This is a genomic window from Rhizobium sp. FY34, from assembly GCF_005222845.1.
Lineage (GTDB): Bacteria > Pseudomonadota > Alphaproteobacteria > Rhizobiales > Rhizobiaceae > Neorhizobium.
This window is the reverse complement of record NZ_STFZ01000014.1, coordinates 51,897-65,427: the sequence shown is the minus strand read 5'-3', so window position 1 is coordinate 65,427 and position 13,531 is coordinate 51,897. Positions and strand designations below refer to the sequence as shown.

The window sequence follows — 13,531 nt, the reverse complement described above, 5'->3', positions numbered from 1 at the left end:
CTCAGAAATTGGTATCGATACCGGTATCGATAACGTAGAGTGAGACACGCGGCATTGTCAACAGGCTGCGATTTGGCTTTGTCCATGAACCGGCCTAGGATCGCACAACAGAACAGGGGACCGGGACGGCGCATGCGCAGACCAACGCTGGAAGAAGTGGCCGCCGCTGCGGGCGTCAGCAAGATGACCGCCTCTCGGGCGTTGCGCGGTGCAGCCGATGTCTCCAAGGACAGTATCCTGAAGGTGCGCGAGGCCGCCGAGCGCATCGGCTATGTCGGCAACCAGCTGGCATTGTCGCTGTCTGCCCAGCGCACCAACCTGATCGGCGTCGTCGTGCCGTCCCTGTCGAATGTGGTTTTCCCGGAGGTTCTATCGGGCATCAGCGCCGTGCTGGAAGGCACAGGCATGCAGGCCGTCTTCGGCCTTTCCGATTACGATCCGGATAAGGAACGGGAGGTCATCCGCAATATGCTGTCCTGGCGGCCCTCTGCGATGATCGTCACCGGTCTCGACCAGCCGGACGAAACGTTACGGCTTCTGAGACAGGCGGATATTCCGATCGTCCAGCTGATGGATCTCGATGGAGAGCCGGTGGATTTCAATGTCGGCCTGTCGCATGGCGCGGCCGGCGAGGCGATGGGACGCGCATTGCTGACGACTGGGCGCCGGCGTATCGGCTATGTCGGCAGCGGGCTTGGCCGCGACTTGCGCGCTGCAAAACGCAAACGCGGTTTCGAGATGAGCCTGCGGCAGGCGGATCTCAGCCTTGAGGCCGAAGAAGTGGCACCTGATTTCTCCTCGCCATCGCTTGGCAAACGGCTGACGCGAGCGCTTCTTCTCAAGGCGCCGGAGCTTGACTGTATTTACTATTCCAATGACGACATGGCCGCCGGCGGCGTGTTTGCCTGTATGGAGCTTGGCATTGCCGTGCCGGATCGCCTGCTGATTGCCGGCTTCAACGGGCTGGAGATTGCCGATGCCCTGCCGGTTCGCATCGCAACCTCCCATTCGCCCCGCCGCGAAATGGGCGAGACGGCGGCGCGGCTTGCGCTGCAGGCAATGACGCCAGAGCGCGAACGGCTGGAACGCATCGTGGCATTTACGCCCCGCATCACGCTTGGTAGTGAATAACGATCAGTTTCACGCGGCCTGCGGAAAGAAGATCGCGCGAGCCGGATCAAAGCTATAGGCGGCCTGCAACGCAAGAGCATCGCGGGCCAGCGTGCGAACGCTGTCCAGGATGAATTCCACCTTTTCAGGGCAGAGCAGAACCGAGAAATTGAGCCGCGTGAAGCCCGGCTTTTCCATCTCGTCACCGGCCAGGATCGCCTGGCGCAGGCGGGCGGATTCCTCATCGCTGATATTGAGCAGGCGATGCACGTAAGGACCGGCGCAGGCACAGCCGCCGCGCGCCTGAATGCCGAAGCGATCAGACAGCATGCGGGTGACCAGTTGCTGGTGCAGATAACCGCCCTGTCCGTCACGAATGCGGAAGGAAAAGATCGGCAGACGCTGAAGATCCAGCGAGCCGAGAAGCTCGATATGGGGCTCGTCTTTCCAGGCAGCGACGGCCTGCGCCGTCAGCGCCGCATTGCGGCTCTCCATCAGCGCGTCGCCGATCGCATCCTTGACGAGGAAAGCCAGTGCTGCGCGAATATCACCCACCACGTTTGGCGTGCCGGCCTCTTCGCGGGCCTCCAGGCTGTCGGCATAATCATGAGCGGTGGAGGAAACGAATTTCACCGTGCCGCCACCGCTCCAGGTGGGCGTGCTGCGCGACACGGCATCATGGCGCACGATCAGCACGCCGGATGCCCCCGGCCCGCCGATGAACTTGTGCGGCGAAACAACGATGGCATCGATTTCGGCGCCCGCTTCCGGCTCCATGGCAATCGGCAGATAAGGCCCACCGCCGGCATAATCCCAGATGATCTTGGCGCCGGCGCGCTTCACCTGCGCCGTGATGGACGCCACATCGGTTGTGATGCCGGTGACATTGGAGGCGGCGGAAAACGAACAGATCACCTGCGCAAAGCCAGCCGAAGCCGAGAGGACCGCCTCCAGTTCATCCAGATCCGGCCCCCCGCCTGCTGCCTCGCAAAGTTCGACAATATCGGCGCCGGCTTCCCGCCAGGGCAGAATGTTGGAATGATGCTCGTAGGGACCGATGATGACGCGTGTGCGGCCATTGTCAGCGGCAAACAGAGAGACAAGCCGGTTGAGACCGGCCGTGGCGCCCGATCCGGCAAAGATCACCGCATGCTGGTCATTGGCGCCGCAGCACCTTGCAATCTGCGCCCGCGCTTCGCGCCGCAGCCGCGTCATCATGCCCCCGCAATAGGAGGCTTCCGTGTGGCTATTGGCATAGAAGGGCAGCACCTGCTGTAGGATGAAGCTTTCCACCTGCATCAGCGCCCGGCCAGAAGCCACATAATCGGCATAGACCAGCGGCTTTTCGCCAAACGGCCCATCGATCACGGCGTGCTTGCCAACCAGCCCATCGCTTAAGGCAGATAGGATCTCGCTAACCGCGAGACTGTCGCGAAAATCCGCCAGTAGCGTTGTCGTTGCACCGGTTGTTGCGCTTGCCATGCTGACTGATCCCTTGTGATTTGGCTTTCGGCAAGCATAGACATTGCGCCGGTGTGACTTCATCCTCTATCTTTGCGTTAAACAGCGCTTATGTGGGTCATATGAACGAAGAAGATCTGAAAATTGACGCAATTGATCGGCGTATCCTGACCTTCCTGCAAAGAGAGGGTTCGCTGTCGCAGCGCGAGCTTGCCGAAAAAGTCGGCCTGTCGCAGAACGCCTGCTGGCGCCGCCTGCAACGACTGCAGGAGACGGGCGTACTGAAAGGTTCGCAGGCCGCCGTCGATCTGCCGGCGCTCGGGCTTGATCTGACCGTGTTCGTGATGATCCGCACCCGCCACCATTCCAAGGAATGGGCGGAGAGTTTTCGCAAGCATGTCGAGAAACTGCCGGAAGTCGTGGATTTCTACCGCATCGGCGGCGATTGGGACTATCTGTTGAAAGTGGTGACGCGCGGCATGCGCGGCTATGATGCCTTTTACCAGAAGCTCATCACCGATTTCGATTTCTCCACCGTGACCGGCTTCTTTTCCATGGAAGGCATTATGCAGAACAGCCCGACGGACCTGACGCGGCTATGAGCTGACGCAATACCGCCATGCAGGAATGTCGCTTGCCGGGAGGCATCGCAGGCGACATCTCATTGTGCAGTGCACAGTGAGAAGGAAACAACTGCCATGACTGACAGACTGGACGAACCACGCGGCGAACTGACGCTGCGCACCCTGGCCATGCCCGCCGATGCCAATCCTGCCGGCGATATCTTCGGCGGTTGGGTGATGGCGCAGATGGATATTGCCGCCGGCCTCGCGTCCTCGGAGCGCGCAAAGGGACGGACAGTGACCGCAGCCATGAAAGAAATGATTTTCCGCAATCCGGTGAAGGTGGGCGACACACTGTGCATCTACACGACCGTCATGCAGGTGGGCCGCACGTCCATGACGCTTTCGGTGGAATGCTGGGTACGCCGGCAGTTCTCGGAAGCCCGGCAAAAGGTGACGGACGCGATCTTCATCATGGTCGCGCTGGATCTCGACGGCAAGCCGCGCCCGGTGGATGGATAGGGCGGCAAGCCGCCCTATCCCTGCTCATTTGCGAGAGGCGATATAGGCGCGCCAGCCACCCAGCGCCGTCACCTCCTGCGCACCTTGAATGGCATAGGGTTCGCACAAAAAGCCGGAGACTTGGCTGCCATCGTCCAGCGTCACCTTGCCGATACCAAGCGGCGCCGGGATGTTCTGCACGAAACGCCCGAAGGCCTCCGGCGTCACCTTCCAGACTTCAACCTCAAGCCCCAGCCCCGCAAATCCCGGCTCGCGGATCAGACCGGGTTTGGGCGGCGTGGTGTTGGGCAAAACGTAGAGACGATAATCGCCAGCCGTGCGGCAGGTCTTCAACAGAGTGCCGCCGGGGCCGGTCAATTCGTGGTTTAAAGGCATGCCGGTCAGGTGCGCGCCAACGACCATGATGGTGACGAGGCCATCATCCGGTTGCGCCACCTTGGACGCCTCCGGCAGATTGGCCGCCTTGTCTTTGCCCATTCCGGATGCGCAGGCGCGATGCATGGCATCGGCAAAGGCGGCCAGCGCATCATCGGAAAAGCCTGGACCGACAAGGGTAACGCCGGCTGGCAGACCGTTTTCGCCAAAGCCTGCCGGCACGGCAATTGCCGCATAGCCATAGAGATTGGCGAAGTTTGTATAGCGTCCGAAATGACCGTTCTTCGCGATCGGATCGGCCTGCATGTCCGCAACCGTATAGGTGGTGGGCGAGGTTGGCAGCATCAAAATGTCGAGATTCTGCCATTCAGCCTTCACCAACTGCCCGAGCGCTTCCAGCCTGTAGCGGCCCTCGAAGGCATCCACCGCGCTATAGGCCTTTGCGCCCTCGATGATGGTGCGCACCGTCGGATCGAAATCATCGGCATTGGTCGCGATGAAATCCTTCACCGCCGCCAGACGCTCGGCCACCCAGGGACCATTATAGAGCAGTTCGGCGGCCTGCCTAAACGGCGCATAATCGAATGGCACGATAGTGGCGCCCAAGGATTTCGCCCGCTCGATCGCCGCATCATAAAGCGCTTCAACGGCGGCATTGCCGAAGAACTCGCGCTCTGCTCCCGCAAGCACACCGATGCGCAGGCCTTGTGCCGGCAGCGTGGCAGGTGTGGCCTTGCGCGAGAACGGATCGGCGGCGTCATAGCCCTCCATCACCTTGCGCACCGCCACGCCATCGCCCACGGTTGCAGCAAAGACGGTGACGACATCGACGCTGCGGCAGGCTGGCACGACACCGACATTCGGCACCAGACCCGGCGTTGGCTTGATGCCGACAAGATTGTTGAAAGCCGCCGGCACGCGGCCAGAGCCTGCCGTATCGGTGCCAAGCGCAAAGCTCGCCAGACCGGCTGCCACAGAAACCGCAGAACCGGAAGAGGAACCGCCCGAGACATAGGCCTTGTCAAACACCGAGCGCGGCGCACCATAAGGCGAGCGTGTGCCGTTCAACCCCGTGGCGAACTGGTCGAGATTGGTCTTGCCGATGACAAGCGCGCCGGCAGCCTTCAGGCGTGCAACGACGATTGCGTCCTTTTCCGGTTGGTAGGCAAAGGCCGGGCAGGCAGCCGTTGTTGGCAGGCCGGCCGCATCGATATTGTCCTTCACGGCAAAGGGAATGCCCCAGAGGGGCAGGCTGTTGGGCTCGGGCGCCTTCTCCACCAGCGCTTTGGCGGCAGCCCGCAGATCCTCATCCGGCGTCTCTGAGATGAAGATCGCCGGATCGTCAGAGGCCTTGCGGCGGGCAATCACCTCTTCCACGAGATCAAGCGGTGAAAGTCCGGCTGTATACAGTGCCTTCAGCGAGGCGAGATCGAGAATGGCGGGGATCATTGAACTTCCTCCAGAACAACCAGCACATCGCCGGCCTTGACGTTACGGCCCGGCCCGGCGCGCAATTCCTTCACGGTTCCCGGCGCATGGGCGGTGACATTGATTTCCATTTTCATGGATTCGATGATGGCCAGCGTGTCGCCCGCCTTCACCTCCTGGCCTTCCTCGACCAGCAGTTTCCAGACATTGCCGGGAACGGCACTTTCAACGCCAAAGCAGCCTGCGGGGATATCACCGCCAAGACCGGGGCCAGTGCCTTCATCGGTGACAAAGCTATCCAGCCCCTGTTCCTTCCAACGCTTTCGTTCCGCCTCGAAGGCTGACTGCTGGCCCTGCTTGAAGGCCTTGATGCTATCGGCATTGCGCGCAAGCTCGGCCTCGTAATCGGCATAGGAGAAAGTTCCCTCCTCGATGCGGATGGGATAGCCACCATGCGGGAAGGCGGCGCGCGCCTCCATCAGCTCCTCATGGGAGACGGGAAAGAAACGGATCTGGTCGAAGAAATCCAGAAGCCAGGGTTTTCCCTCGGTAAAAACATCCGTCTGCCGCCAGGTATTCCACACCTGGATTGTCCGGCCGAACAGCTGGTAACCGCCAGGCCCTTCCATGCCGTAGATGCACATATAGGCGCCGCCGATGCCGACGGCATTTTCCGGCGTCCAGGTGCGGGCCGGATTGTATTTCGTCGTCACCAGCCGGTGGCGCGGATCAAGCGGGGTCGCCACCGGCGCGCCGAGATAGACGTCACCCAGGCCCATCACCAGATAGGAGGCGTTGAAGATCGTGTCCTTCACCGCCTGCTCATCTTTCAGACCATTGATACGGCGGATGAATTCGATATTCGACGGGCACCAGGGCGCGTTGGGGCGCACAAGTTCCTGATATTTGCGCATGGCAAGTTCGGCTTCAGGATCGTTCCACGACAGCGGCAGCCAGACGGTGCGGCTCGGCACCTTCACCTCTGAGACCGGCGGCAGGTTCTGCTCGATTTCCATCAACTGCCTCAGCAGTTTGGCGCGGGACAGAGTGGTGCCGTCATAGTGGATCTGCAAGGAGCGGATGCCGGGCGTCAGATCGATCAACCCCGGAAGCTTTGCCGCCTGCACGGCCTGCATCAGCAGGTGAACGTGCATGCGGATAGCGATATCCAGCTGCATCTCACCATATTCGACCAAGAGATTATCATCGCCCTGGCGGCGATAGACGACGGGGACAGAACCGCTGGTGTGTGTGGCAAGGATGGGGGAGCCAGAGGAGATTTTACCCCCCTCTGTCCTGCCGGACATCTCCCCCTCAAGGGGGGAGATCAGGGATGCAGCTGTCTCGCCACGCGCAAAGGCCGAGAACGAGGAAGCAAGGTGAGTCTGATTTGTGACTGGTGACGGTGCTTCTCTGCCAATCTCCCCCCTTGAGGGGGAGATGTCCGGCAGGACAGAGGGGGGTATGGCTGGCTCAAAATCCGGAAAAACATCCCCATGCCGCGCCACAGGATGAAACCCTATCCGATCCCCCGGCTTGAACTGGCCCATCTTCCACTGCTCGTCGCGGGCAATCACCGCCGGGCAGACGAAGCCGCCAAGGCTTGGACCATCCGGCCCGAGAATAATTGGCATATCGCCGGTGAAATCGATCGCGCCAATCGCATAGGCATTGTCATGCAGGTTGGAGGGATGCAGCCCCGCCTCACCGCCATCCTCGCGCGCCCATTTGGGTGCAGGACCGATGAGGCGCACGCCGGTGCGGGCGGAGTTGAAATGCACCTCGTAATCGGTCGAAAACAGTGTCTCGATATCTTCCTCCAGGAAGAAATCCGGCGCGCCATGCGGACCATAGACGACACCGACGGACCATTCGCGGGTCAGTTCCGCCGGCTCATCGGCAGGCTTCACATCGAACTGATTTGCCCGCGCCAGCCTCAGCACATGGCCGGCGCGAAGCGTGCCGGTGGCATTGCCGCCGAACTGGCCAAGCCCGAATGTGGCGCGCGATCCGAGCACGACGGGGGCTGCAAAACCACCCGCCACGGCAAGATAAGCCCGCTGGCCGGCGCCGGAAATGCTGCCAATCGTCAGCGTCTGGCCGGCTTTCACCAGAACCGCCCTATCATGGGCCAAGAGCTTGCCATCGACCACCATCGGCATCACGGCCCCCGCAAGCGCCACGAGCGTATCGGAGAAGAATTTCAGCACCGGGCCGGAGACGGTAAGTTCCAGCGCCGCCGTATGATCATGATTGCCCACCAGCCGGTTGGCATGGGCGAACGAGCGCGCATCCATCGGCCCCGACGGCGGCACGCCGACATGCCAGAGGCCGAGCCGGCCCGGCAGTTCCTGAAGACTGGATTGCGCGCCGGGCGCCACGACCTCGATCACGTCGGGGACGAAGTGAAAATCTTTCAGCGCCGTCGTTGCCACATCGCCGCTCTGGAACAGATCGGAGGCAGCAATCGCCTTCAGATAATCCAGATTGGTCTCGATGCCCGATAGCGCGGTTTTTTCCAGCGCATCGGAGAGAGCCGCAATTGCCGCCTCACGTGTGTCTGCCGCAACAATCAGCTTGGCGAGCATCGGATCGTAGAAAGGCGTGACCTCCGTTCCGGTCTCGATCCAGCCATCAACGCGCACGCCTTCTGGAAACACGACTTCGGTCAGCAGGCCGGCGCTGGGACGAAAGCCGGCATGCGGCATTTCCGCATAGATGCGCGCCTCGATGGCCGCACCCTTGGGCACCAGGTTTTCCTTGCCGGTCAGCACATCCTCGCCAGCGGCTTGGGCGATCATCCATTCGACGAGATCGACGCCAAACACGGCTTCCGTTACCGGATGTTCCACCTGGAGGCGGGTATTCACCTCGAGAAAGTAGAACTCCTCGCGTGCCGGATCATAGATGAACTCGACGGTTCCGGCAGAGGCGTAATTGACCTGCTTGCCAAGCGCCACGGCCGCCGCATGCAGCCTTGAACGCACGGTCTCGGAGAGGCCGGGCGCCGGCGTCTCCTCGATCACCTTCTGGTTTCGCCGCTGCAGCGAACAATCACGCTCGCCGAGCGCAATCACCCGGCCCTTGCCATCGCCAAAGATCTGCACTTCCACATGACGGGCCTTGGAGACGAAGCGTTCCAGATAGACGCGAGCATCGCCGAAACTGGATTTCGCCGTGCGCTGCACGCTGTCAAAGGCGGCAGCCAGCGCCTCTGGCGTATCGCAAAGCTGCATGCCAATACCGCCGCCGCCGGCGGTGGATTTCAGCATCACCGGATAGCCGATCTCGTCAGCTGCGGTCAGTGCTTCCTCACGGTTTCCCAGCAGGTCAGAACCGGGAAGAAGCGGCACCCCACTCGCCCTGGCAAGGGCGCGGGCCGTGTGTTTGAGGCCAAAATCGGCGATGTTTTCCGGGCTCGGTCCAATGAAGGCAATGCCTTCGGCCTTCAGCCGCTCGGCAAAGCCGATATTCTCCGACAGGAACCCGTAGCCGGGATGCACGGCCTCTGCGCCAGTCTCACGGCAGGCGGCAATGACCGCCTCGACATTGAGATAGCTTTCGGACGCCGGGGCCGGGCCGAGCCGCACGGCCTCATCGGCCATCAGCACGGCTTTGGAAAACCGGTCGGCATCGGAATAGACGGCAACGGACGCAATGCCCATCTTCTTCAACGTGCGGATGACCCGCACGGCGATTTCGCCGCGATTGGCGATCAGGACTTTTTGAAACATCAGGCGTCCTCACCCTCCCAGACGAGCACGCGCACCGGTGTCGGGTCAAATCCGTTGCAGGGATTGTTGATCTGCGGGCAGTTGGAAATGACGAGCAGCACATCCATCTCCGCCTTCAGCTCCACATAGTCGCCGGGCGCCGAGATGCCGTCTACAATGGTCATTTCGCCCGAGGGTTCGATCGGTACATTCATGAAGAAGTTGATATTGGCGACCACATCGCGCTTGCTCATGCCGTGTTTGGACACTTCCAGCACAAAATTGTCGCGGCAGGCATGCAGGTATTTCGTGTAATGGCCAAAGCGCACGGTATTGCTCTCACACGAGCAGGCGCCGGCAGAGGTATCATGGCGCCCGCAAGTATCGGCGGTCATAGTGGCCATCACCCGGCCTTCGGACGAGAGGATCTTCGTGCCGGTGGAGATATAGGCCGCACCCTGCTCGCGCATCGTGTCCTGGCTGGAATAACGCTCGGAAAAATCATCGGCATTGTAAAACAGCGTATCGATGGCCTGCTGGCCGTAAGTGTCCTCGATACGCAGGATCTGGCCCTTCTTCACCACGGTCGAAAACGGCGCTTCGGCAGCGATGTAATGGTCCTGAACGGTATTCTTCAGCGTGCGGGAGGCAGAGGTCTGGATGAACTGGGTCATGGTTTCTCTCCTCTCACAGAGCCGCAAATGCGTTGTTTTCAAAGCCGCGATGGGCTTCGGGGGTGGCTGTGCGGCAGAGATCATCAGCGACAGGCTCGGATGCGGACAGGCGGGTGACGGTCACCGGGTTTGGCGCATAGACCGGGTTCGGATCAAGCGGATGCGGGCAGTTGGAGAAACCGACGATCATGTCCATCTCGGCGCGCAGGTCCACGTAATCACCGTCGCTCACAAGCTCCGGTCTCCAGAGGAATTTTCCCTCCGCATCGACACGCACGGGGGCAAAGAGCGCGAGCGCTGCCGGAATGTCGCGCTTATCGAGACCGGCCTTGGTGGCAAGAAGCACAAAATTATCACGCGTGTTGCGAAGGGCCGGACCATTGGCACCGGGGTATTTCTTGGCATTGGAAGAGGCCGTCGAGCCACCCATCAGCACATCATGGGCGCCGCAGCTGTCTTCCACGATGGAGAACATCACCTTGCCCATATCGGAAAAGATGACCCGGCCTTTGCCAAGCCCGGTCGTCCACTGCACCTTCACCGTATCGGGCAGGTTCAGCCGCTCGGTGGTGTCGGCTGCGTTCCAGGCAATCAGCGAGAGCGTCGAGAAGCCCTCGTCGAGCGCAATACGCAGCACCTCGTTTGCCTTCACGCGGGTTGACCAGTACCAACCGCCGGGGATGATTTCCCGGTGGATGATCCGGTCCTCGGCAATCGCCGGCGCGGGTTTTTCGCTTTTGCCCGGCAGCGCCTGCGGCGCAGAGTTCAGCCCCTGTTGCTGGTGTTCCTCGTAACGCGCCCGGTTGGCGGCGATTTCCTCTTCAGAACGTCGGATATGCATCATCATCTCCAGTGGATGTCGGCCGGGTCGTCCCGGCTATTGACCCTTTGAAGAGACCGGGCCGTCCCGGTCTGGGCGAAAAAGGGAAGCCTGACCTGCCTGTCTCGGCGGCCAGATGGTGATGTCGCGGGTAATCGTTGCGCCATAGCGCAGCTTTTCCTCAGGCCGGTCGCGTGGGCGCTCAAAGGCAACCACGCGGGTGGCAAGCGTGAAGGCCTCGCGCATATCATGCGTCACCATCACCACGGTCATCGGTGCCTCGTGCCAGAGCTTTTTCATCAGCACGTGGATTTCTGCGCGAATGCCCGGATCGAGCGCGCCGAAGGGCTCATCCAGCAACAGAACCTTTGGCCGCATGATGAGCGCCTGTGCCAGCGCCAGACGCTGCTGCATGCCGCCGGAAAGCTGCGCCGGGTATTTATCCTCCGACCCCATCAGGCCGACAGCGGCAATCATCGCACGGGCTTCCTCTTCCACCACGCGGCGGACGGAGCCGAACAGGCGGGCAGCAAGGCGCGAGGCCTGCAATTCCTTGCCGAACATCACATTGCCGAGCACCGTCAGATGCGGAAACACCGAATAGCGCTGGAAGACGACGCCACGATCTGGCCCCGGCTCTTTCGGCAGAGCCTGCCCATCCAGCAGGATCTCGCCTCTTGTCTGGACCTCCTGGCCAAGCAGCATGCGCAGGAAGGTAGATTTGCCGCAGCCGGACGGGCCGACCAGCGCCACGAAGGCGCGCGTCTCAATTTCGATAGAGACATTTTCGAGAACGATCTGGTCGCCATATTCCTTCCAGAGATTCTTCACGGATAGCGCGCTCATTTGCCCTTCTCCAGTTCAGACCAGGGGAAGACGGCAATGCGCAGCCGATCAAGCAGGAAATCGGTCAAGACAGCGAGCAGCGTGATCCACACCACATAGGGAAAGATCACGTCCATCGAGAGATAGCGACGCACGAGAAAGATGCGGTAGCCAAGCCCGCTATCAGAAGAAATCGCTTCGGCTGCAATCAGGAACAGCCAGGCAGGGCCAAGCTGCAGGCGAAGCGTGGTGATGAGGCGCGGCAGGATCTGCGGCAGCACGACGCGCAGCGCTATCTGCCAGGACGAGGCCGACAAGGTTTCGGCCTTGACGATCATCTCGCGCGGCAGAGACAGCGCCGTCAGCGCCAGATCGCGCACCATGATGGGGGCAACGCCAATCACGATGAGGGCGATCTTGGACGCCTCGCCAAGTCCCATCACGATGAAGAGGATGGGCAGAAGCGCCAGCGGCGGCACCATGGAAATTGCCCCGACAAAGGGCGAAAGGGCAGCGCGCGCAAACGGCAGGATGCCGATCACAAGGCCAAGCAGCAGGGCAATCGCGGTGGAAATGCCAAGCCCTGCGGCAAGCCGCGTGAGGCTTGCACCCGTATCCGACCAGAGAAGATAATCGCCGGTGCGCGGATCAGGAACGAAAGCCATGCGGTTGATGGCATCGCCCAGGGCTGCCAGTCCCGGCAGCAGCTTGTCATTGGGGTTTTCCGCCAGCCGCTCGACAGAGCCCACCATATAGGCCACCGCCACCACCAAAAATGGCAGGAGGGCAAGGGCCAGGCGAGCGCCATTTCCGGGGCGTGAATTGATCCAGCGCATCGGCATCTCTTTGATGTTTGGCGAAAGGGGCAGGCGCATGAATGCGCCTGCGTTTCAAAACAAGGCTTAGAGAGCGCCCTTGGCGGCGGCATCCATATAGGTCGCCGTGAAGCGGAACTTCACATTCGCCTTGTCGCCCAGCACCTTGCCATCCGGCATTTCAATGCCGATGACATCGGCAGACGCAGCACCACTGCCCAGAAGCCCCTTTTCAAACAGGAAGGTGCGCACCAGATCCATGGTCTTGGGAAGGTTCGGCGAGGTGGTGAAGGCAACGGCATCGGCTGGCTTATCGAACAGTTTGGTGGCTGCCATCTGCGCTTCAAAACCGGCGAGATCCGTGCCGGAGGCCGCGCCCATGGTCGTGCGGGCCGCCTTGCCTTCGGCGCTGTCGGCGGTCATCACCTTCATCGTGTCATACCAGATGCCGGCCAGCGCCTTGCCGAAATTCGGGTTATCCTTCAACACATCCGAATTGGCGACCATCAAATCCATGATTTCGCCGGGGATTTTCGAGCTGTCGAATACGGATTTGGCCGACTTGTTTTCCAGAATGGTTGAGACCAGCGGGTTCCAGGTGACGACGGCACTGACATCCGGGGTCTGGTAGGCGGCGACCATATCGGCGTCAGACGTATTGACCACCTTCACGTCGCGCTCGGAGGCGCCAATGCTTTCCAGCGCACGGGCGAGCAGATAATGCGAGACGGAGAACTCAACCAGATTGACGTTCTGGCCCTTGATATCGGCAAGGCTCGCCTTGTCCTTCAAGATCACGGCATCATTGCCATTGGAAAAATCGCCGACAATGACGGCAGTGGTATCGACACCGCCGGCGGCTGGAATGGACAAACCATCCATATTGGTCAGCGTCACGGCGTCAAAGGCGCCGGCCGTGTACTGGTTCATCGATTCCACATAGTCGTTGAACTGGGTAACCTCGATATTGATGCCGTATTTATCGGCCCATTTCTTGACGATGCCGTGATCGGCCGCATAACCCCAGGGCATCCAGCCGACATAGATCGACCAGGCAACCTTGAAATCCTTCTTGGGCGCGGCCTGCGCCGCCGAAAGCCCGGACAGCATCAGCGCTGCCGAAAGCGCAGTCATGGAAAGAAGCTTTGAAAACGTCTGCATGTGCAATTCCCCTTTTGGCTCATCTCAAAGAGGGATCGGCATGGACCATCGCGCCAATCCCTTG

Annotated in this window: 11 protein-coding genes; 3 read left to right on the top strand and 8 right to left on the bottom strand. The window is 60.9% G+C overall.

Annotated elements, in window-relative coordinates:
* Positions 1–132: 132 nt before the first annotated feature.
* Entirely contained in the window at positions 133–1,131 is a 999-nt protein-coding gene (locus E8M77_RS11200) for a LacI family DNA-binding transcriptional regulator (RefSeq protein WP_137130723.1), read from the top strand.
* A 9-nt stretch (positions 1,132–1,140) separates the two neighbouring features.
* On the opposite strand, the gene E8M77_RS11195 is transcribed toward E8M77_RS11200, so the two are convergent.
* Positions 1,141–2,592: an aminotransferase class V-fold PLP-dependent enzyme gene (locus E8M77_RS11195; protein ID WP_137130722.1), complete on the bottom strand. Its 1,452-nt coding sequence runs from the start codon at positions 2,590–2,592 to the stop codon at positions 1,141–1,143.
* 101 nt (positions 2,593–2,693) lie between these two features.
* Between E8M77_RS11195 and E8M77_RS11190 the strand changes: the two genes are divergently transcribed.
* The gene (locus tag E8M77_RS11190; protein WP_137130721.1) at positions 2,694–3,173 is read left to right on the top strand and encodes an Lrp/AsnC family transcriptional regulator; all 480 of its coding nucleotides are present in this window, start codon (positions 2,694–2,696) and stop codon (positions 3,171–3,173) included.
* 96 nt (positions 3,174–3,269) lie between these two features.
* Positions 3,270–3,656: an acyl-CoA thioesterase gene (locus E8M77_RS11185; RefSeq protein ID WP_137130720.1), complete on the top strand. Its 387-nt coding sequence runs from the start codon at positions 3,270–3,272 to the stop codon at positions 3,654–3,656.
* A gap of 24 nt (positions 3,657–3,680) precedes the next feature.
* Here the strand turns inward: E8M77_RS11185 and atzF are convergent, their stop codons facing one another.
* The 7 genes from atzF to E8M77_RS11150 form a co-directional block, all read right to left on the bottom strand.
* Entirely contained in the window at positions 3,681–5,480 is a 1,800-nt protein-coding gene (atzF, locus tag E8M77_RS11180; RefSeq protein ID WP_137130719.1) for an allophanate hydrolase, read from the bottom strand.
* Positions 5,477–9,193, bottom strand: a complete 3,717-nt coding sequence (locus E8M77_RS11175; RefSeq protein ID WP_137130718.1) for a 5-oxoprolinase/urea amidolyase family protein — start codon at positions 9,191–9,193, stop codon at positions 5,477–5,479. Before E8M77_RS11175 ends, atzF begins: the two co-directional genes overlap by 4 nt.
* On the bottom strand, positions 9,193–9,846 hold the full coding sequence (locus E8M77_RS11170; RefSeq protein WP_137130717.1) for an urea amidolyase associated protein UAAP2: 654 nt from the start codon (positions 9,844–9,846) through the stop codon (positions 9,193–9,195). The genes E8M77_RS11175 and E8M77_RS11170 overlap by 1 nt, the downstream gene beginning before the upstream one ends.
* A gap of 13 nt (positions 9,847–9,859) precedes the next feature.
* Positions 9,860–10,690: an urea amidolyase associated protein UAAP1 gene (locus tag E8M77_RS11165; RefSeq protein ID WP_137130716.1), complete on the bottom strand. Its 831-nt coding sequence runs from the start codon at positions 10,688–10,690 to the stop codon at positions 9,860–9,862.
* Between the two features lie 33 nt (positions 10,691–10,723).
* Positions 10,724–11,512 carry an ABC transporter ATP-binding protein gene (locus tag E8M77_RS11160; RefSeq protein WP_137130715.1) on the bottom strand — a complete coding sequence of 263 codons (789 nt, stop codon included), beginning with the start codon at positions 11,510–11,512 and terminating at the stop codon, positions 10,724–10,726.
* The gene (locus E8M77_RS11155) at positions 11,509–12,327 is read right to left on the bottom strand and encodes an ABC transporter permease subunit (protein ID WP_137130714.1); all 819 of its coding nucleotides are present in this window, start codon (positions 12,325–12,327) and stop codon (positions 11,509–11,511) included. The genes E8M77_RS11160 and E8M77_RS11155 overlap by 4 nt, the downstream gene beginning before the upstream one ends.
* A 66-nt stretch (positions 12,328–12,393) precedes the next feature.
* Positions 12,394–13,467, bottom strand: coding sequence for a putative urea ABC transporter substrate-binding protein (locus E8M77_RS11150; RefSeq protein ID WP_137130713.1), 1,074 nt, complete (start codon positions 13,465–13,467; stop codon positions 12,394–12,396).
* Positions 13,468–13,531: the final 64 nt, after the last annotated feature.

Coding starts and splice junctions, on each gene's coding strand:
- E8M77_RS11200 (WP_137130723.1), top strand. CDS start 133: ATGCGCAGACCAACGCTGGAAGAAGTGGCCGCCGCTGCGGGCGTCAGC.
- E8M77_RS11195 (WP_137130722.1), bottom strand. CDS start 2,592: ATGGCAAGCGCAACAACCGGTGCAACGACAACGCTACTGGCGGATTTT.
- E8M77_RS11190 (WP_137130721.1), top strand. CDS start 2,694: ATGAACGAAGAAGATCTGAAAATTGACGCAATTGATCGGCGTATCCTG.
- E8M77_RS11185 (WP_137130720.1), top strand. CDS start 3,270: ATGACTGACAGACTGGACGAACCACGCGGCGAACTGACGCTGCGCACC.
- atzF (WP_137130719.1), bottom strand. CDS start 5,480: ATGATCCCCGCCATTCTCGATCTCGCCTCGCTGAAGGCACTGTATACA.
- E8M77_RS11175 (WP_137130718.1), bottom strand. CDS start 9,193: ATGTTTCAAAAAGTCCTGATCGCCAATCGCGGCGAAATCGCCGTGCGG.
- E8M77_RS11170 (WP_137130717.1), bottom strand. CDS start 9,846: ATGACCCAGTTCATCCAGACCTCTGCCTCCCGCACGCTGAAGAATACC.
- E8M77_RS11165 (WP_137130716.1), bottom strand. CDS start 10,690: ATGATGCATATCCGACGTTCTGAAGAGGAAATCGCCGCCAACCGGGCG.
- E8M77_RS11160 (WP_137130715.1), bottom strand. CDS start 11,512: ATGAGCGCGCTATCCGTGAAGAATCTCTGGAAGGAATATGGCGACCAG.
- E8M77_RS11155 (WP_137130714.1), bottom strand. CDS start 12,327: ATGCGCTGGATCAATTCACGCCCCGGAAATGGCGCTCGCCTGGCCCTT.
- E8M77_RS11150 (WP_137130713.1), bottom strand. CDS start 13,467: ATGCAGACGTTTTCAAAGCTTCTTTCCATGACTGCGCTTTCGGCAGCG.